The sequence below is a fragment of the Salinibacterium sp. SWN139 genome, assembly GCF_015864625.1.
Taxonomy (GTDB): domain Bacteria; phylum Actinomycetota; class Actinomycetes; order Actinomycetales; family Microbacteriaceae; genus Rhodoglobus.
The window spans coordinates 495,407-514,168 of sequence record NZ_JADYWV010000003.1 but is presented as its reverse complement, the minus strand read 5'-3'; the positions used below and the strand labels follow the sequence as shown (position 1 = coordinate 514,168).

19 protein-coding genes and 1 tRNA gene are annotated in these 18,762 nt (G+C 61.2%); 10 read left to right on the top strand and 10 right to left on the bottom strand.

What is annotated here, in order from left to right; translation table 11 throughout:
* Window positions 1-20: 20 nt before the first annotated feature.
* Genes I6E74_RS12345 through I6E74_RS12330 form a run of 4 tightly spaced genes read right to left on the bottom strand, consistent with a single transcriptional unit; the run spans window position 21 to window position 3,543 of the window.
* Entirely contained in the window at window positions 21-650 is a 630-nt protein-coding gene (locus I6E74_RS12345; protein WP_197126095.1) for a response regulator transcription factor, read from the bottom strand.
* The gene (locus I6E74_RS12340; protein ID WP_197126093.1) at window positions 647-1,801 is read right to left on the bottom strand and encodes a sensor histidine kinase; all 1,155 of its coding nucleotides are present in this window, start codon (window positions 1,799-1,801) and stop codon (window positions 647-649) included. The genes I6E74_RS12345 and I6E74_RS12340 overlap by 4 nt, the downstream gene beginning before the upstream one ends.
* Window positions 1,802-2,671, bottom strand: a complete 870-nt coding sequence (locus tag I6E74_RS12335; protein WP_231601512.1) for an ABC transporter permease — start codon at window positions 2,669-2,671, stop codon at window positions 1,802-1,804. It lies immediately after the preceding gene.
* On the bottom strand, window positions 2,668-3,543 hold the full coding sequence (locus I6E74_RS12330) for an ABC transporter ATP-binding protein (RefSeq protein WP_197126091.1): 876 nt from the start codon (window positions 3,541-3,543) through the stop codon (window positions 2,668-2,670). Before I6E74_RS12330 ends, I6E74_RS12335 begins: the two co-directional genes overlap by 4 nt.
* 120 nt (window positions 3,544-3,663) lie before the next feature.
* Between I6E74_RS12330 and I6E74_RS12325 the strand changes: the two genes are divergently transcribed.
* Window positions 3,664-4,131, top strand: a complete 468-nt coding sequence (locus I6E74_RS12325) for a hypothetical protein (protein ID WP_197126089.1) — start codon at window positions 3,664-3,666, stop codon at window positions 4,129-4,131.
* Here the strand turns inward: I6E74_RS12325 and I6E74_RS12320 are convergent.
* From I6E74_RS12320 to I6E74_RS12310, 3 genes are all read right to left on the bottom strand, one after another.
* Complete coding sequence (locus tag I6E74_RS12320; RefSeq protein WP_197126087.1) at window positions 4,128-4,817, bottom strand: HEAT repeat domain-containing protein; 690 nt, start codon at window positions 4,815-4,817, stop codon at window positions 4,128-4,130. The two genes, I6E74_RS12325 and I6E74_RS12320, sit on opposite strands and share 4 nt — an antisense overlap.
* Before the next feature lie 29 nt (window positions 4,818-4,846).
* Window positions 4,847-6,043 (bottom strand): pyridoxal phosphate-dependent aminotransferase, encoded by a 1,197-nt coding sequence (locus I6E74_RS12315; RefSeq protein ID WP_197126085.1) that lies wholly within the window; start codon window positions 6,041-6,043, stop codon window positions 4,847-4,849.
* 177 nt (window positions 6,044-6,220) lie between these two features.
* Window positions 6,221-8,176 (bottom strand): choice-of-anchor G family protein, encoded by a 1,956-nt coding sequence (locus I6E74_RS12310; protein WP_231604994.1) that lies wholly within the window; start codon window positions 8,174-8,176, stop codon window positions 6,221-6,223.
* Window positions 8,177-8,783: 607 nt separating this feature from the next.
* Here I6E74_RS12310 and I6E74_RS12305 point away from each other — a divergent pair.
* From I6E74_RS12305 to I6E74_RS12275, 7 genes are all read left to right on the top strand, one after another.
* Window positions 8,784-8,856: transfer RNA gene (locus tag I6E74_RS12305), tRNA-Trp, on the top strand.
* A 63-nt stretch (window positions 8,857-8,919) separates the two neighbouring features.
* Window positions 8,920-9,201, top strand: coding sequence for a preprotein translocase subunit SecE (gene secE / locus I6E74_RS12300; RefSeq protein WP_197108034.1), 282 nt, complete (start codon window positions 8,920-8,922; stop codon window positions 9,199-9,201).
* 57 nt (window positions 9,202-9,258) lie between these two features.
* Window positions 9,259-10,239, top strand: coding sequence for a transcription termination/antitermination protein NusG (gene nusG, locus I6E74_RS12295; protein WP_197126082.1), 981 nt, complete (start codon window positions 9,259-9,261; stop codon window positions 10,237-10,239).
* An 86-nt stretch (window positions 10,240-10,325) separates the two neighbouring features.
* Window positions 10,326-10,757: a 50S ribosomal protein L11 gene (gene rplK, locus I6E74_RS12290; protein ID WP_100389473.1), complete on the top strand. Its 432-nt coding sequence runs from the start codon at window positions 10,326-10,328 to the stop codon at window positions 10,755-10,757.
* A complete protein-coding gene (gene rplA, locus I6E74_RS12285; RefSeq protein ID WP_197126081.1) occupies window positions 10,757-11,446 on the top strand; it encodes a 50S ribosomal protein L1 in 690 nt (229 codons plus the stop codon). Before rplK ends, rplA begins: the two co-directional genes overlap by 1 nt.
* Before the next feature lie 110 nt (window positions 11,447-11,556).
* The gene (locus I6E74_RS12280) at window positions 11,557-12,108 is read left to right on the top strand and encodes a GNAT family N-acetyltransferase (RefSeq protein WP_197126080.1); all 552 of its coding nucleotides are present in this window, start codon (window positions 11,557-11,559) and stop codon (window positions 12,106-12,108) included.
* Window positions 12,109-12,112: 4 nt separating this feature from the next.
* The gene (locus I6E74_RS12275) at window positions 12,113-12,781 is read left to right on the top strand and encodes a DUF998 domain-containing protein (RefSeq protein ID WP_197126079.1); all 669 of its coding nucleotides are present in this window, start codon (window positions 12,113-12,115) and stop codon (window positions 12,779-12,781) included.
* 21 nt (window positions 12,782-12,802) lie between these two features.
* On the opposite strand, the gene I6E74_RS12270 is transcribed toward I6E74_RS12275, so the two are convergent.
* On the bottom strand, window positions 12,803-13,405 hold the full coding sequence (locus tag I6E74_RS12270) for a YqaJ viral recombinase family protein (protein WP_197126403.1): 603 nt from the start codon (window positions 13,403-13,405) through the stop codon (window positions 12,803-12,805).
* 135 nt (window positions 13,406-13,540) lie between these two features.
* Here I6E74_RS12270 and I6E74_RS14660 point away from each other — a divergent pair, with 135 nt between their 5' ends.
* Window positions 13,541-15,037 (top strand): hypothetical protein, encoded by a 1,497-nt coding sequence (locus I6E74_RS14660; protein WP_197126078.1) that lies wholly within the window; start codon window positions 13,541-13,543, stop codon window positions 15,035-15,037.
* Window positions 15,038-15,043: 6 nt separating this feature from the next.
* A complete protein-coding gene (locus I6E74_RS12260) occupies window positions 15,044-16,375 on the top strand; it encodes an MATE family efflux transporter (RefSeq protein WP_197126077.1) in 1,332 nt (443 codons plus the stop codon).
* A 36-nt stretch (window positions 16,376-16,411) separates the two neighbouring features.
* On the opposite strand, the gene I6E74_RS12255 is transcribed toward I6E74_RS12260, so the two are convergent.
* Complete coding sequence (locus I6E74_RS12255; protein ID WP_197126076.1) at window positions 16,412-17,083, bottom strand: ABC transporter ATP-binding protein; 672 nt, start codon at window positions 17,081-17,083, stop codon at window positions 16,412-16,414.
* 34 nt (window positions 17,084-17,117) lie between these two features.
* Window positions 17,118-18,611 carry an ABC transporter permease gene (locus I6E74_RS12250; protein WP_197126074.1) on the bottom strand — a complete coding sequence of 498 codons (1,494 nt, stop codon included), beginning with the start codon at window positions 18,609-18,611 and terminating at the stop codon, window positions 17,118-17,120.
* Window positions 18,612-18,762: the final 151 nt, after the last annotated feature.

The window sequence follows — 18,762 nt, the reverse complement described above, 5'->3', positions numbered from 1 at the left end:
CTCGCCTAGCTCAGGCGGCGCTAGTGAGAGCGGGGCAGCAACCCCAACTCCATCGCCTTTGTGACGGCCCGCGTGCGGTCCTTCACATCAAGCTTTTCGAAGACGTGGATGAGGTGCGTCTTCACGGTAGCCTCGCTCACGAACAGGGCGGCCGCAATCTCTCGGTTGCTGTTGCCCTCTGCCACGAGCGCCAAGACTTGAGTCTCACGATCGCTCAGCGTCACTTTCGCGGGCTCGCGCATGCGGTTCACGAGCAGCGCCGCAATCGACGGAGCTAACGCGACCTCGCCGCGCGCCACCGATCGAAGGCCGGCCAGAATCTCCTCTTGCGGTGCCGCCTTCAACAGGTAGCCGCTCGCTCCAGCCTCGATGGCGGTCAGAATGTTTTCGTCGGATTCATACGTGGTGAGAATGAGCACGCGAACGTCGGGGCGAGCGGCTACGAGTTGCGCCGTCGCTTCTGCGCCTCCGAGGCCGGGCATGCGCAAATCCATGAGTACAACGTCGGGGGCGAGCTGCGTGGCTAACGCGACCGCCTCGACACCGTCGCTGGCTTCGCCGACGACCTCGATGTCATCCGCCGAGCTCAGCAGGCCGACGATTCCACTGCGGACAATCGGATGATCGTCGGCAACTACGACACGGATCATGCAAGAACTTCCTTCGGGATGGTGGCGCGCACGGTGGTGCCGGCGCCCGAACTGTCGACGTCGAGACGACCGTTCACGAGAGCCAAGCGTTCGCTCATTCCTTCGAGCCCGAAGCCGGTGTGAGCGGTGGCGGGGTCGAAGCCGCCGCCGTCGTCGGTCACGGCTACCGTGAGCCCGGTCGCATCAGCAGCGACCGCGATCGTGGCGCGCGTGGCGTTCGCATGCTTGCGCACGTTGGCGAGGGCCTCCTGGGCGCAGCGCAACACCACCACTTCGGTCTCGCGCGCAATTGCGGGCAGCTCCGCAGCATCCACCGTTACGGTCAGGTGGGTTTCCCGCGTGTAGCGTTCGGCCAGTCGGTGCAGCGCGCTCGAAATACCGTCACCCGTGAGACCAACCGGGGCGGATGCCGCCACCAGTGCGCGTGTTTCCGCGAGGGCGGCGCGGGCACTGTCTTCGATCAGCTCAAGTTGTTCGGCTGCGCCGGCAGCATTGTTGTTATCCAGTTCGCGCTTAGCTCTTTGGGCAACGAGTACGAGCCCGGTGAGGTCTTGCGCGATGGTGTCGTGGATCTCGCGGGCGAGCCGCTCTCGTTCGCTGGAGACCCCAGCATCCCGACTGATGGCAGTGAGCTTGTCGCGGGTCGATTGCAGTTCGAGCACAAGGTCGTGGCGTTGGTCGCTGAGTTTCGAGATCTGGGTGATCCAGAGGCCGAGGGCAAGGCTGAAGATGAGGGAGAGCGCGGTGACGGTGCCGCTGTAGAGCATGGCGCTCACGCTGAGCCCCATGTTGATGACTGAGCCGACGCCCACGGAAAGAGCGAGTGCCACGTTGCTGATAATCGCGTTACGGGTGCGTTCAGAGATCACCCACACGAGCGGGTAGGCGAGTGCCTGCAGCGTGGCCATGATCGGCATGAACGCGACGCCGGTACCGACGGCGATGACCAGCACGGTCACGAAGATGAAGGCCGCAATCGGGCTGGTGTCTGATCGCATGCCGACCGTGAACCAGGAGAGACCGAACACTGCGAGTGCGACCCCGGCTCCGATCCGGTCGTTGAGGCCGTAGCCGCTTGAGCCGACGATGAGCGCGGCCATGATCGTCGTGGTGACGATCACGGCAGCGCTCATCCAGCGAACAAATCCCATTTAGCTATCCTTGCGGATCCAGCGGAAGGTGATGCGCGTCATGATCAGACCGATCACGAGCCAGAGGCCGGTGGCGATGGCAACGCCGGGAAGGTTCCAGCTTTCGGATTGCTCCATCACTTCGAAGCTTGCGGGCAGGAACACTTCGCGCATTCCTTGCGCCATCCACTTCAGCGGGAAGATGCTGGCGAAGTTCTGCAACCACTCGGGCAGCATCGAGAATCCGAGGTACACGCCGGAGATGAACTGCAGCACGAGAGCCACCGGGATCACGACGGCGGTTGCACTCTTACCGCTGCGCGGGAGCCCGCTCAGGGCAATACCGAGCACTGCGGATGTCGTGACTCCGAGCACAAAGACCCAGGCGAAGGTCACCCATTTGCTGGGTTCGCTCGGCAGTTCGACGTCGAATGCGACACTCGCGACCAGAATCACGAGGGCAGCTTGCAGCACGCCGGTCACGAAGACTTGCCCGATCTTGCCGATGAAGTAGCTCATCACCGGCAGGGGTGTGCCGGCGAGGCGTTTGAGGGTGCCGTCGCTTCGTTCCATAGCAATGTCGATCGCCATGTTCTGCAGGCCACTGAGGAGCAGGCCGGCGGCGATCATCCCTGGCAGGTAGAAAGCAGCCGCCGTGAGCGGTTCTTCCTCGGTCCCGAAGTTCTGTTCGCTGAAGGCGACCGCAAAGATCGTGAGCATGACGACGGGGAACAAGAAGGTGAAGAACACCGAATCGCCCTGGCGAAAGTAGCTCCGCACTTCGAGCTTGATGCGGCTGAATCCGAGCCTGAGGCTGCGGCCGATTCCGAGGCCAAAGCTCGGCGTGCTAGCAGCAATCGCCGCCGAGCTGGTCGTGGTTGGGGTGCTCATCGTGCGTTCTCCACTTCGCGTGCGTGTGCGTGGTCGGAGACCAACTGCAGGTAGATGTCTTCCAAGCTGGGGCGAACAATCTCGAGCCCGGTCGGTTCTGCGCCGGCGGCCATGAGGGATGCCACGACAGCGCCAGGGGTGTGGGTGCGTTCTTCGTGCTTGCCGTTGGCATCGCGCCAACGCACGCGTGGGGTGCGCGCTTCTTGCCCGCCGATCTCGTCGATCGCGCCAATGTCGATCATCTTTCCACCCGCGATTACCCCCGCCCGGTCACCCAGCTGGGCCGCTTCGTCGAGGTAGTGGGTGGTGAGGAGGATGGTCGTTCCGTCCGCCTTGAGCGAGCGAATGAGCTGCCAAAACTGCTGACGCGCCTCGGGGTCAAAGCCCGTGGTGGGTTCGTCGAGAAAGAGCAGCTCGGGGCTTCCGATGATGCCGAGCGCGACATCCACTCGCCGACGTTGCCCGCCAGAAAGTTTGCGAATCAGCGTTCCTGCCTTCTCCTCAAGCCCGACCGATGCAATAACTTCGTCGACATCGCGGGGATGGGGGTAGTAACCAGCAAAGTGGGTGAGCTGTTCGCGCACCGACACATTGCCGCTCTCGCCACTGGACTGCAACACGATGCCGAGGCGAGCCTTCCAAGCTAGGCCACCCTTGCCGGGGTCGACGCCGAGCACACTCACGGAGCCACCGGTACGATCCCGGTAGCCTTCCAAAATCTCGATCGTGGTCGACTTGCCTGCGCCGTTAGGGCCAAGCAACGCGAAGGTTTCGCCGCGCTGAATCTCAAAACTGACCGAGTCAACAGCGGCAAATGAACCGTAGGTTTTGCGCAGATTTTCGACCTGCACGACAGGAGCGGTGGTGTTCATGCTTCTATCGTCGCTTGTCTGGGCGCGCTGCGACAGGTGCAGACGGTTAGAGGTCCATCAACCGATCGGTTGATGCGAGGTATGGCGGGGATTGTCAGCCAGCCCCATTACCGTCGAATCATGATCACGCCGGCCCGCTCTCGAACATCTGCTCTCACCGCGCTCGCGCTCGCCGTTACTTTCGCCGTGACGGGATGCTCGGCTGCGAGCACCTCGAACAACAACACCTCTGAACTCAGCACAACACCGCCAGCCAGTTCAAGCCCTGACGCGGCCACATTCTTCCCCGATATCGAGGATGTAAGCGTCTCACCGACGGGAACGAACCTGTTCGATTTCGCCGTCACCGTGAGCTCGCCGTACGACACTCCGGAGCAGTATGCCGACGGATGGCGCGTGCTCGCCCCCGATGGCACGGTGCTGGGTGAGCACACGCTTTCGCACGATCACGCCAGCGAGCAGCCGTTCACCCGCACCCAATCGGGCGTGGAAATCCCTGAAGGCATCGCCGAGGTCACGGTCGAGGGTCGCGACCAAGCCAACGGCTACGGCGGCACAACGGTGACCGTCGAACTGCCCGGTCGTTAGCCGCTATCGCCCTCAGGCTCATCCGCCGCAGCGGCATCCGCTAGCAGCACGCGCAGCTCCGCATCAAACAGTGCTGCCTCGTAGCCGTCGTCGGGGGATTCCCGCAACAGCAGCGTGGTCAGAGCGTGAAGCCGCACATCCCCAGCGCCGTTCTCGGCTAGCTCGTCGAGCAGCGGTGTCGCGTGCTCACCCAACGCCGCAAGTGATCGACTGAGACTCATGTGAGCTTCGCGCTCGCCGCGCCCAAGGTGTGCGACCAACTGGGAAGCGAGTTCAGCTTCGTCGCCGTCGGGCACCAAAACGGTCGCAACCCGCCACGCTGTGCGGGCGACGGTCTCATCCAAGTCGTTGAGAAGAGCGGGAGTGATTGCGTCCCACCCGGCGGGGTCACCAATTTTCGAGAGAGTGTGCAGAGCTTGGCTCCGCGCTTGGGCGGTCGCTGACTGTGTTTCGGCGATTAACAGCGGCACGGTAACCGCTGCCGGGTGCCGCATGAGCGCCCACGTGAGTGTCTCGCGCACGTTGAGGTCGGGTTCGAGTGCGCAGTGCTCGAGCAGCACGCGCACGAACTCGTCCCGCGGGTGCGTTCCGGCGGAGAGGGCAGCCTGAAGCCGTTGGGAGGGCAGTGCGCCGGTGAGGGCCGCGCTCAACCGGCCAGCGGCATCGAGCGGTGGTGTCGCATCCATAAATCCTCCACCGCGTCGGGGCGGTTGGGTTAGCTAAAAAGTTTCTGCAAGCGCTGCACGCCTTCGAGGAGTGCGTCGTCGCCGAGGGCATAGGAGAGGCGCAGGTAGCCGCTTGGCCCAAACGCTTCTCCGGGGATCACGGCGACTTCGGCCTTCTCAAGGATGAGGTCGGCGAGTTCGAGGCTTGTGGTTGGCGTAACGCCGTCCCATTCGCGGTTCAGCAAGCCGGAGACATCCGGGTACACGTAGAACGCGCCCTGAGGTGTCGGACAGTTCACGCCGTCGATCTTGTTGAGTTCGGAGACCATGAGCTTGCGGCGGCGGTCGAAGGCCACCCGCATCTCTTCCACGGCATCCTGGGGGCCGGTGAGGGCTTCGATGGCGGCACGCTGCGAGATGTTGGAGACGTTGCTGGTGAGGTGCGATTGCAGGTTTGCTGCACCCTTCATGGCGTCAACCGGGCCGACCATCCAGCCAAGGCGCCAGCCGGTCATCGAGTAGCTCTTGGCTACACCGTTCACGAGGATGGTGGTGTCAGCAAGCGCCGGAACGACCTCCACGATGGAGACAGCACGCACTCCGTCGTAGACCAGGTTTTGGTAGATGTCGTCGCTGATGACCCAGATGCCGTGCTCAAGAGCCCATTCGCCGATGGCCTTGGTTTGTTCTGGCGAGTAAACGGCACCGGTGGGGTTCGACGGCGAAACGAACAGCAGCACCTTCGTGTTCTCAGTGCGAGCGGCTTCAAGCTGCTCAACGGTCACGAGGTAACCCTGGTCTGCGCCAGCAAAAACTTCGACCATGGTGCCACCGGCGAGCTTGATCGCTTCGGGGTAGGTGGTCCAGTACGGCGTAGGAACGATAACTTCATCGCCCTGGTCAACGAGAGTTGCGAAGGCTTGGTACACGGCCTGCTTGCCACCATTGGTGACAACAACCTGGTTGATGCCGACTTCAAGGCCGCTATCACGCAGCGTCTTCGCCGCGATCGCTTCGCGCAGTTCGGGAAGTCCGGCTGCGGGCGTGTAGCGGTGGTTCTTGGGGTCGAGCACGGCCTTGGATGCCGCCTCCACGATGTTCGCGGGGGTCGCGAAGTCGGGCTCGCCCGCCGCGTAGCTGATGATGGGCCGCCCGGCCGCGAGAAGCGACTTGGCCTTGGCATCCACCTTGAGGGTGGCTGACTCGGCGATGGCGGAAATTCTGGCAGAGAGGCGAGGTGAGGTCACCGCTCAAGTCTATGGCTTCGGGTGCCGGGATGCCCAGAGATTGCTTGCCGGCGAGAGAGGCACTCACACAGAAGACTGCCCCTACCGCGAGAACGCGATAGGGGCAGAGAGAAGCGGCCGGAGCTTGAATCCTGGGGGGACGATAAGCTCCGGCCGCTAGAGGTTACTTACGCAGTCCTAGAGCTCGGACTTGGGGTGTGTACGTAGGTAACCCTGACGCGCGAAGTAGGCACCCGCTGCCAACAACGCGACGATGAGAGCGATGAGAGTCGCAACACCGGCACCGGTGTATGCGAGCTGCCCACCGAGGGCATAGGTCGGAAGATCGAGGAAGTCTGAACCGCCGACGAGGCAGACACCGACACAGGGGTCAGGGTCTCCGTCGGGGTCTCCGCCGGTCCCGCCGGTGCCACAGTTTTCGGTGCAGTTGGGGTCGACCACGGTCTGAACGTTGGGGCCAACAACGGCACGCGCCACGTTGAGGGTGGCTACGTCTCCGCTGCCCACCGCCACGCGTACTGCCGTTTCGCTGAACATGTCACCCTTGACGGTGCCGGTGGAGGTCAACTGTTCTTGCACGTTGACCTTGATCGAGACGAGGTCGTGGAGCACCGTGGCTACGCTCGAGTCGCCGAGGAGACCGGTGACTGCCGGGTTCACGAGGCCGGTGTTCAGGCTCTTGACAAGCGAGGTAACCACGCCGCCGTTAGAGAAGAGAGAGCTATCAAGGCTCTTTCCGAGGCTGCCGATGAGCGTCTTCACGTTGAGGCCGGTCGTGACCGTTCCTCCGAGGAGTGAAATGTTTGCCTTCGCGGAGATAGCGGTTCCGTCGATCAGGTCATCCACGTTTCCGATGATGCTGACGTCAACGGTGCTGCGCAGGTCAGGGAGAACAGAACCAACCACTTCGCACACGGTGTCTGTCGTGTAGCCGATGATGCCCTGCGTGACGCCCTGGGTTACTCCGTCGGTAAGGCCGCCGGTGAGCCCGCCGAGCAGACCGCCAACGAGGCCGCCGTTGGAGGAACCTCCACCGAGAACTTCACCGTTGAGGATGTCGCCAATGATCGGAACTTGGATGTCGTGGCACACCGTCTTCTGAGTGGACTTCTGTGCGGTCAGCAAGTTGAGCTTGGCGGATACCTCGACGCGAGCGTCCCGCAGTGACAGTTCGACGCGTTCGACGATGTCGTCGGCGAGGTCGGCCACCGTTTCGGTGATTCCGTTCAGGATCTGGTTGACCACAGCATCCGTGAGCAGCTCGGTGTTCGGGGCCAGGTTGTTCAGCTCGCCGCCCAGGAGGGTTTCGAGGTCAACCACTACCGCGCCGGTTTCGAGGTTGAAGCTCACGGCGCCGTCTCCGTACTTGCCGTCGAGCAGCGTGCTTACTGCCTTCTGGAGGTCGGCGTCGACGACGACCTTCACGTCAGCTGAGGAACCTACGACGCCGAGAACGGGGTCGAGGATGCCGTCGATCGAGTTGCCGAGAGCGCCGTTGTCGCCGCCCAAGCTAATGAGTTGGCCGTCAACGCCGTTGAGCGCTGTGGTGACCTTGCTTGTCAGCTTGCTGATGGCGGGACTGGAGAAGCTCAGCGTTGCATCCGCGAGCGTGTAGTCGCCGGAGGCCGACGTCATGTTTCCGTCGGCACGAGCAGAGACTGCATCGAGCTCGAGCTTGAGGTCAGTGAGAACCGATGCGAACTCGTTGGAGAGGAGGCTGTCGAGGTCGACGGTGAGGTCACCTGCTCGCCCAGACGAGGTGTTGCCGACGCCGATCGCGCCGTCATCCTGAATTGCTCCCGTGGAGGCGAATGATTCGCCATTCTTGTCCGCTTCTGCGTACTGGCTGATTACGCCGGCATCCACCACGTCAAGAAGGGGAAGCTGCAGGCCGCCGGGCTGGTTGAGCACCGTGGCGCCCAAGGCGTCGACGGTAAGAGGATCGCGGTCAACCTGTCGTGCTTGGTTGCCGTTATTGGAGGCGACTACCTGGCCGAGCCCCGCAACGTTGCCGAGGTCGGTTCCGAGCACATCACCAGAGAGGAACTCTGCGTAAGCGTAGGAAGCCCCGGTGGTCTCTTCTGCGCTAGCAGCAGCGGGGGCAATGAATGTGAAGCCCGATACAAGGGCCATGGTTCCGAGGGCCGCTCCGAAACGGACTCCTGCGGTGTGGTTGCTTTTCCCGACTGGCTTCCCAGTGCGCGGGATGTGTTGTGTAAACACGACTGGTACCTTCCTGATCCTGTGTGGATAAGGAAGCTGGTTCGACAATGAGGCCAACGTGAGGGTTGTGCCACGAACTACTGCCTGATCTCAGCTTCGCTTGCCCATATGGTGGTGCTGGTTTTTGAGTTGTGCGGCGAGATGGTGAGGTCTCGCGTGGTGTTGCCCGAATGGTGTTACTGGTAGTGCTGGTGTTGCCCGAATAAGGAGGGTTGGTTTGCCCTGCTTGCATAGAGAGACTGAGACCCCCCTCGGTTATGACGCGGGTTTTCAAACTTTTTCGGAAACTTTTTTTGAGACGCTGAAATGACAGTCGAAGTGGCACCCATTTCTGCCTGTTCACCGCATTGCTTCCCCTAGAGGGGGAGTGGGCACTGCAGGACTGCTCAGGATGACGTACACTTGTTCAGGTTGTTGATAACTGCCATACTTTCGCGCGCCTGCTCCTCACTTCTCAATGTGGATGTGTCGTAGTGTTTGTGCGAAAGTGTGGGTAAGAGATTTACCTCTCTTGCAAAGGGTGGTGGCTCAATTGGTAGAGCAGCGGTCTCCAAAACCGCAGGTTGCAGGTTCGAGTCCTGTCCGCCCTGCAAGTCCCTCTCTGTGAGAAACGGAGTGGGTCGAGTAAGCCGAAGTATCGGAAGGTAGTAAGAGTGGCCAAGAAAGACGTAGACGAGCCCAGCGAGGACGTCGTCGCCAAGGCGAAGAAGGAGAGCGCGCAACGTCGTGGACCCTTCGGCCGCATGACACTCTTCATCCGCCAAGTTATTAACGAACTCAAGAAGGTAGTAACTCCGACTCGGCGCGAGCTGGTCAGCTTTACTCTCGTTGTTCTTGTATTCGTCATCATCATGATGGGTATCGTTTCGGCCCTCGACTTTGGGTTTAGCGCGTTGGTGAACTTCTTGTTCGGCGACCCGAACCTGGTCGTCTAAGCCCTTCATAAACCGCAGCGGTTACGGCCGACCTGCAGAGTAACGAAAAGAGATTTAGTGTCCGAGAACCACCGCGAAGACTCCGAGCTCGCTACGGCAGCAGAGCAGTCCTCCGAGGAGGATGAGGCGCAGACGGGTAACACCTTGGCTGCGGCAGAGCGTTCAGAAGACTCCGCCGAGCACCAGGCAATGCACATTGAAGGCGATTCGGCTGATGTCGATGCCGATCTTGCTGGTCTCCTTGAGGCTCTGGATGCCGCAGTCGATCCTGAAGCAGATGCTGAAGTAAACGACGCGCTCGACATCGACAACGCTGCTGAGGCTGACGCTTCTGTTGCCGCAACCGATGACGAAGCAGCGGATGAAGCTGAAGCTGAAGGCACCGACGCTGCTGAAGCAGCCGAGGGCGAAGAGGCCGAGGTCGACCCGTACGCCGAGTTCCGCATGGACCTTCGCCTGCAGCCGGGCAAGTGGTACGTCATCCACTCCTACGCTGGCTTCGAAAAGCGCGTCAAGCACAACATCGAGAACCGCAAGGTTTCCATGGCGATGGAAGATTTCGTCTTCCAAGTCGAGGTTCCGATGGAAGATGTTGTCGAGATCAAGAACGGTCAGCGCAAGCTCGTTAACCGCGTTCGCATCCCCGGCTACGTTTTGGTTCGCATGGACCTCAACGAAGACAGCTGGTCGGTTGTTCGTCACACTCCTGGTGTTACTGGCTTCGTGGGCAACGCTCACAACCCCGTACCGCTTCGTTTCGAAGAAGCATTCAACATGCTGAAGAGCCTTGTTGAGATCGTTGAAGCTCCTGTCGCTAAGGGTGCATCGCAGAAGAGCAAGACCGCTGCACGCGCTATCCCCGCAGAGATCGACTTCGAAATCGGCGAGACCATCACCATCAAGGAAGGTTCGTTCGCGGGCCTTCCCGGTTCGATCAGCGAGATCAAGGCGGAGAGCGGAAAGCTCATCGTTCTGGTTTCCCTCTTCGAGCGCGAGACCCCGGTCGAGCTCAGCTTCGATCAGGTCACCAAGCTTTAAGGGCTTACGCCCCTAAAAAACCACCGCGCCCTTCGGGTGCGGGAGAGCTGACCACACGGGTCAGTTCGTACTGAAAAGGAAACACAATGGCACCGAAAAAGAAGGTTACAGGTCTGATCAAGCTTCAGATCCAAGCCGGCGCCGCTAACCCCGCACCGCCCATCGGGCCTGCGCTGGGACAGCACGGCGTTAACATCATGGAGTTCTGCAAGGCGTACAACGCCGCTACCGAGGCTCAGCGTGGAAACGTTATCCCGGTAGAGATCACCGTGTACGAGGACCGTTCGTTCACGTTCATCCTCAAGACCCCGCCGGCAGCAGAGCTCATCAAGAAGGCTGCTGGAGTTGCAAAGGGTTCGGGCACGCCGCACACCGTCAAGGTTGCGCAGCTCACAAAAGACCAGGTACGTACGATCGCCGAGCAGAAGATGGCTGACCTCAACGCCAACGACATCGACGGCGCAATGAAGATCATCGCGGGCACCGCTCGCTCGATGGGAATCACGGTGGAGGCATAATGTCCAAGAATTCCAAGGCATACAAGGCCGCCGCTGAGAAGCTCGAAGAGGGCAAGTTCTACACGCCTACCGAAGCTGTTTCTGTTGCTCGCGACATGAGCTCCAAGAAGTTTGACTCGACCGTTGAGGTTGCTCTTCGCTTGGGTGTAGACCCTCGCAAGGCTGACCAGATGGTTCGTGGCACCGTTATCCTGCCTCACGGTACGGGTAAGACTGCTCGCGTTATCGTTTTCGCAACCGGTCCGGCAGCAGAAGCAGCAATCGCTGCTGGCGCTGACGAGGTTGGTGGCTCGGAGCTCATCGAGAAGGTAGCCGCTGGTTACACCAACTTCGATGCTGCAGTTTCGACCCCCGAGCTCATGGGCCAGGTTGGTCGTTTGGGTAAGGTACTTGGCCCGCGTGGCCTCATGCCAAACCCGAAGACCGGAACGGTTACCCCTGACACCGCAAAGGCTGTCTCGGAGATCAAGGGCGGAAAGATCGAATTCCGCGTCGACAAGCACTCCAACGTTCACTTCATCGTGGGCAAGGCCGGCTTCACCGCTGAGCAGCTTGACGAGAACATCAAGGCAGCACTCGACGAGGTTCTGCGCGCCAAGCCCAGCTCTTCCAAGGGTCGCTACATCACGAAGGCAACGGTTTCGACCACCTTCGGTCCTGGCATTCCGGTCGACATCAACTCGATCTAATACTGCTTAAATGAACGGGGGTCGGCTTGTGCCGGCCCCCGTTTTTTGCATTCCCGGGCATCCTGCTGGAGGGAATATGCTGGTCGGTATCCGCCGTAGGGAGCCCTGTCGTGACCACCACTGTTCGCCGCGCTATCGAGAGTGACGCCGAGTTGCTCCACGAGATCGCTCGCCAGACGTTTCCGTTGGCGTGCCCTGCCAGCACAACACTCGATTCGATCGCGTCGTACATCGCAGAAGCCCTTTCGGTGTCAGCATTCCGTCACTATCTCACTGACCCTGCCCGCGAGGTGCTTCTGGCCGAGGTAGATGGCCAGCCCGCCGGCTACGCGCTATTTTCTACTGCCGAGCCCAGTGATCCGGATGTCGCCCAGGTGCTTACTCTTCACCCCACGGTAGAGCTCAGCAAGTGCTACGTTCTCGGCCTCTTTCATGGCGCCGGTGTCGCGCCCGCGTTGATCGGTTCAGGAATTGCGTGGGCGCGCGATCAAGGTTTCGCTGGGATGTGGTTGGGCGTGAATCAGGAGAATGCCCGCGCCAATCGTTTCTACGAAAAGATGGGCTTCGAGCTCGCAGGAACCAAAAAGTTTCTCGTCGGAGACCGCTGGGAAGACGACTTTGTGCGTCAACTTTCGCTCAACGAACCCCTTGCCGCCCACTAACCCGATGACGACTGTTGCGCCGCAGCGCGTTTCTTCTGCAGCTATTGAGGGATTTTCTGCCGTCGTAGGCAGCGTTGCTGTCGGTATTGCGCTTGTCGTAATTTGGGCCTCGCGGCTCATGGTTCCGCGTGAGCTGTATGTCAGCGAGTTGGGGGCGGAGGGCGAACCGACCGCGGCCGCTTTCGAAGTCGCACTGCTGCTCATCGTGGTTGGTGGGTCGGCAGTTGCGTGGAGTGCGCGTCGGGTGCGCGCGTGGCCGCCGCTGCTGTCCTTCGGTTCGCCAGCGTTGTCTCTCTGGGTGGGGTGCGGATTCTTCCTGATCGCCTCCCAAGTGACGTGCACCTCAGGGTGCCCGTTGCCCTACGGGCCTAGTTTCACTTGGCAAGATTTCACGCACACGCTAGCGGCAGTTATCGCCTTTGCCGCAGCATGCTGGGCGATGATCCAAACCTCGTTCGCGAGGGAACACCGCGTGCTGGCGCGCATGTCGCTCATCACCGCTGTGGCGGTCGCGGTAATAGCCGGAACCGGTGGGCTCTTTTCCCTGTTCCGTTTTCAGGTCGTGCTCGGCAGCCGGCTTGAGTTTGTAGCCACGACGATTGCGATTGCATGGCTCATCATTCTCGGAACCGTGATCGCCGCACGCGCGCTTTCTCGGACTATCCGCTCGTAGTTGCGCTGTGGTGCTCAGGGTCTACGACGCGCGCATGAGATCGAGCAGTCGATCAGCCAAACCCACCAGAGTGTGGATCTGATCTTCGTCGCGCTCAACCCACTGGCACTTCGGCTCAGAATGCACAGGGACAAAATCAGTATGTTGTTCCCACACCACGAGCGTGCGGTCAGCGCCCAGCACATACTGCTGCCACCACACCTGACGAAGATACGAGCGGGGAATGGTGCGCCACGCTTTAGCGGTCGTTTTGATCTCCGAAAGCACGAGCGACCCATCAAGCACCGAGACGCCGTCGGGGGTTGCTAAATGCAGAGGCTGATCGTGGGCGTGATAAAGCGCCGAACTTGACTGGATGCCGTGCGCACCGAGCACCCAGCGAGCGATTTCGGGTTCCCGAGCGCGACCGTGATCGGTAAACGCATTGCCGCTGAAACCGGAGCCGAGCAGCTTGCTCTCCACCACAGCACGTAAGGATTGTTCTGTGGCCAGGCGGGCGGCATCCGTTGCTGTCACGCCGCGACTGCGGGCACGAAGCCACGCGACGCGATCCTCAGAGTGAGCAACGATGCGATGGCGATGATTGGGCGCAACCGGTTCCCAAAGATCGAGTTCCGGTTGCATAGTCACACCCCATTGTCTCTCCTGCTGGTGGCATTGCGTGCGCGCCCTACAGAGAAACGGGGATTCTCGCTGCTCTGTGATCACTTACTCCGCGTCTGGACCTGTAATGCCAGTACGAACTGGCAGACTAGGCCCATGCGAGCCATGCACCCCGACACAGCGCCAACTTCGAGTTTTCGCAGTCGGTGGATTGGGGTAGCTGCGGCAGCAATCGTGGCAGTCATGGCGTTGGTTCCGGTCGCGGGGGCCTCGGCGTCTGTTGGTTCGACGCCGCCTGACGTCACCTCGTTTGCAAACGACGATGATGGACTCCTTCTGGAACTTGGAGAGTTCTTTGGCCAAGACCAGCGTGGCAGCGGCCTCGACTTCACGGATGGCATTGAGCTTGGTGCGATTGATCGCGTGTTCTTGTGGTCGAACGACTATCACTCGGGTCAACCGACAGAGACTCCGGTCCAGTATGTGAATCGGTGGATGGTTCCGGTGACGATCGGGGAAGAACCGGTCGGCGTAGCCATGATCGGCATCGATCCGGCGACTGTTGAACCTGAAATGATCGATTTCATCCGTAATCCAGGCATTGCTCTCGCGCTGGATGACGTTGACGACGACGCCACTCTCGTGCAGGAGCCTGAGACGGGTGCGTGGTTCAGTCTCATCGATGGCACGATCACGCCTCTCGTGCGTGGTTCTAGCGAAGTAGCAGGCGAGATGACGCTTGAGGCGTACCAGCCCATCGTGTCGACCCGCCTCATTGAAGTTGTCGAAGAAGATCCGCAGCCTGACCAAGGCTCAGTGCAGTCCGTAGTACTGATCGCCACCACGATTCTTGTGGTGCTGATGGTGCTGCTTGTTCCCACGGTGGTTGGCCAAGTACGCGAGCGCCGTGAGCGTCGCGCTGTTGAAGATGGCGCAGCGGAAGAGAACGACGATGCTGAGGGCGCAACTACCTCGGCTGATAAAGCCGGCACGGCAACCGAGGCTGACGACGAAGTTGAGATTGCCGCTGCAGCGAAAGCAGTACCCGCGACAACCGCCCCAGCAAAAATTGCCGCCCCGGCAAAGCCCGCCGCTAAGCGAACCTCTGCGAAAAGAGCTCCAGCCAAAAAAGCGGCAGCCACAAAGCCCGCCGGGAAAGCCACAACGCCGCGTCCGGCCGCTGCGAAGTCCGCCACTGCTGCGGTGACGAAGACTCCCGCGAAGACAACAACGAAAGCGTCCACGCCACCGATACCCACGGCGGCGCCGAAAACTGCACCCAAGGCGGCGCCCAAGGCGGCGCCCAAGGCGGCGGCGAAAACTGCACCGAAAACCACTGCGAAATCCGCCACGGCGACTGCGTCGAAATCCGCCGCTGCTCGGCCAGCAGCCAAGAAGCGCGCCTCCACAGCGTCGCCGAAGACAACGACGGCGACCACCCCTGCACCGAAGACACCTGCTGCGAAAAAGCCCGCACCGAAAAAGCCCGCTGCGAAAAAGCCCGCACCGAAAAAGCCTGCTGCGAAAAAGCCCGCACCGAAGACAGCCGCGACGAAAAAGCCTGCTGCGAAAAAGCCCGCGAGGAAGAAACCAACACCCAAGAAGCCCGCGGCGTCTGCAGGTACGCACACGAGCGATAGCTCAGCAGACTAGACAATCGTGGGATTGCTGCACTCTCCGCTTGATCGCGACATCCGCCGCCTCGCCGTTCCGGCGCTGGGCGCACTAGTTGCCGAACCGATCTTCCTGCTGACCGATACAGCTCTCGTGGGGCACCTCGGCAGCGCGCAGCTCGGTGGGTTGAGTGTCGCAAGCGCTGTGCTGCAGACGGCAGTCGGACTATTGATATTTCTGGCCTATTCCACCACTCCCGCGGTTGCTCGTTGGTTGGGGGTCGGCAATAGGGCACGGGCGGTCGCGGCGGGCGTAGATGGCGTGTGGCTGGCGATCGCACTCGGGGTCGTGCTTGTGGCGGTCGGCATCCCCACCACTCCCTGGCTGATTAGCCTCTTCAACCCAGATGCCAGTGTCGTGGGTTACGCCACCGAATACCTGTCAATCTCGATCTTGGGCTTGCCAGCGATGCTCATTACTTTTGCGGCATCTGGTTTACTGCGGGGCCTGCAGGATACGCGCACCCCGCTCGTGGTTGCCGTTGCCGGGTTCGTTTCCAATGCCCTGTTGAATGCACTCTTCATTTACGGTTTCGGCTGGGGCGTTGCCGGCTCAGCCATCGGCACGGTCGTCGCAAGTTGGGGCATGGCTGCCGCCTACCTCGTGATGCTTGTCACGCTCGCTCGTCGGGAGAGCGCCCGGTTGCGACCGCACGTCACCGGGATGCTGTTGGCCGGTCACGCGGGAGCGTGGCTTCTGCTGCGCACCGCATCCTTGCGCGCAGCAATGCTCGCGACGATTGCGGTCGCCACGAGTTTCGGGGTGCCTGAGCTGGCGACGGTGCAAATTGCGCTCACGATCTTTGCGACGCTTGCCTTTGTGCTCGATGCGCTCGCTATTGCCGGTCAAGCGATGATCGGCAAAGAGCTGGGGGCCAGCGATCTTCCGCGTGCGCGTGCGATCACGCGGCGTCTCATCGAACTGGGAATCGGCAGCGGCATCGTCCTTGGAGTAGTGGTGCTTCTGTCGTCACCGTGGATCGGGTTCGCGTTTAGTTCTGACCCAGAAGTGCGCAGTGGCCTGGCGGCGCTTCTGCCGGTGCTTGCCCTCGGCATCCCGATTGCCGGATTCGTATTTGTGCTCGATGGCGTGCTGATCGGCGCTGGAGATGCGCGCTATCTGGCACTCAGTGGCCTTATCAACCTCGCCGTGTATGTGCCGTTGCTGTGGTGGGTCGATGTCGCCGACCTCACGTCGGTGTCCGCGATCGTGGCCCTGTGGTGTGCGTTCGGTCTCGGCTATATCGGTGCCCGTGCTGTCACTCTCGGCCTGCGGGCTCGTGGCGATCGCTGCCTCATTCCTGGGGCGACGCGCTAGCGAACACGCGCCGCCCGTCCGAGGGATGGGGTGCTTCTATTTCTTTTCGGTTACCGAACCGTGCTTCAAGTACAACCGACGCTCGGCACGCTTCGCGACCGCGGAGTCGTGGGTCACGATGATGAGCGTCAGCCCCTCATCCCGCCACAGTCCTTCGAGAAGCTCCATGATCTCGTCGCGAGTTTGCTCGTCAAGGTTTCCGGTCGGCTCGTCTGCCAACAGAACCTTGGGTTCCTTCACGAGTGCTCGGGCGATCGCGACACGCTGCTGTTGCCCGCCCGAAAGCTCGGCGGGGTGGTGAGTTAGGCGTTCGCCCAATCCCACCTTTTCTAGAGCAGCGCGAGCACGAAGGCGACGGTCGGAATTCGACAGTCCGAGAGGCGCGAGCGCAGTCTCCACATTCTCCTGCGCCGTGAGTGTCGGGATGAGATTGAAGCCCTGAAAGACGAACCCAATAGTGCGGGCGCGAATTTCTGCCAGTCGTGAGTCTGGCATCGCGGAGAGCTCCTCTCCGCCGAGGGTTACGGTGCCGCTCGTGGGGCGCTCGAGAGCTCCGAGCATTTGTAGCAGGGTCGACTTGCCGCCTCCGGTTGGGCCCTGGATAGCGACCATTTGCCCGGTGGGGATGCTCAAGGTCACCTTGTTCAGAGCACTAATCGGGCCGCGTTTCGTTTCGTATTTTTTGGTGAGTTCGCTGAGTTCATACATTAAAAGTCTCCTTGAGGTCTATGGGGTTCAGGGGTTAGGCGACGCTGCGGAGAGCTTCAGCGGGGCGCAGTCGTGCTGCACGCCATCCGCCGAACGCACCGGCAATGAGTCCGCCGAGAATGGCGAGAGCAACGGCGATGCCGATGATGCCGAAGGTCACGGGAATCTGTAGAGCGATGTCGGTTGTCGCCGCGGCGGTGGTTGCAGCGTCACCAAAGCGGTTGCCTCCGCCTCCGCCACCCGCGCCAGCACCTTGGCCCGTGGTCGCGGTCGCGGTAGCGCTCGCGCTGAGCACCGGAGCAGCGATATTAATGGCGAGGATGCCGAGGAGTCCGATCGCAACACCGATCACTCCACCGATGGCACCTTGCACAAGCGACTCGCCAGCGACCTGACGAACGACAGCGCCGTTACTCCAACCGATGGCCTTCAGCGTTCCGAACTCGCGGGTGCGGCGAGCAACACCAGAGGTGGTGAGCAGTACCGAGATGAGGAACGCGGCAGCCAAGACGATGATCGAGAGCCACGTACCGAGCTTTCCGACAAGGTCAGACGCGGTAGAGAGCGAGCCGGAAACGCTCGAGGCGAGATCTTCCTGGGTCTTCACCGAAGCATCCGGCAGTTCCGTTTGCAGTGCTGTTTGAACGGCGGCGATGTCAGTGGAGCTTGCGGCCTGAACGTACACGGTCGAAATCTGGTTCTCCAAGTCGGCAACGCGCTGGGCGGTGTCGAGCGGAATGTAGGTGTTGGATGCCGTAGTCGCGTCAGCGGAGGTTGAAGTGACGGTTCCGATTACTTCGAATTCTTCCCCACCGATCTCCAGGCTGTCGCCGACGGTGAGTGAGCTCGTGGTGGCGTAGCTCGTGTCGAGAATCACGACGTTGGCGTCGCTGTCGCTCGACTCGAAGGCGCGGCCGTCTACGAGCTCGACGGAGGTGAGTGGGCCGACGCTTTCGCCCGCTACATCGATTCCGGTCACGGTGAAGGTGTCGACGTTGAAGGCGCTTCCGCCAGCTCCATCGGGACCGCCGCGGCCACCCTGTTGGGTTCCTTCGCCGGGTGCGGTTTCGCCAGTGTCCGTTGTGGTGGGCGCAGCAACTTCACCGCTGAAACTCACGTTGGAGAGCGCCAGGGTGGCGGTGGCTGCGGCAACGGAGTCGAGGCTGAGGGCTGTGGTGAGAGCATCCGCGTCGAAAGTGGAGCTGCCAATGCCGCTGGTGAGGCTGGACTGGCTGAGCGCCGTCGTGCCATTGGCGGTATCGCCGTCTTCGGCTCCGAACTCAAAGCGTGGACCTTCTTGCGGCGCACCCTCTTCGCCCCCGCCGGGCTGAATGGGTTCTTGTGTAACGGTGATGTCGGTGCCGACGCCGTATACCGAGGCGAGCACGGTCGCTTGGGCGTCGCGCACTCCTGCTGCGACGCCGTTAACAATCATGACGAGCGCAATCGCCAATGCCATTCCAGCGGCGATGATTGCTGTTTGTTTGCGTCGATTGCTGAGCTCTCGATACAGATACGTTCCGAACATGGGTCTCCTCAGGTGATGCGCGGTGATGCAGGTGGTCGAGGTAACGATAGGAACGGTGTCTATCAGCGCACTATGGCGATCCTGTGAATCCTCCTAGAGACTCCAATATTCTTGAAAAGCAGTACGCCGAGCATCCGCCTTCAGAAAATTC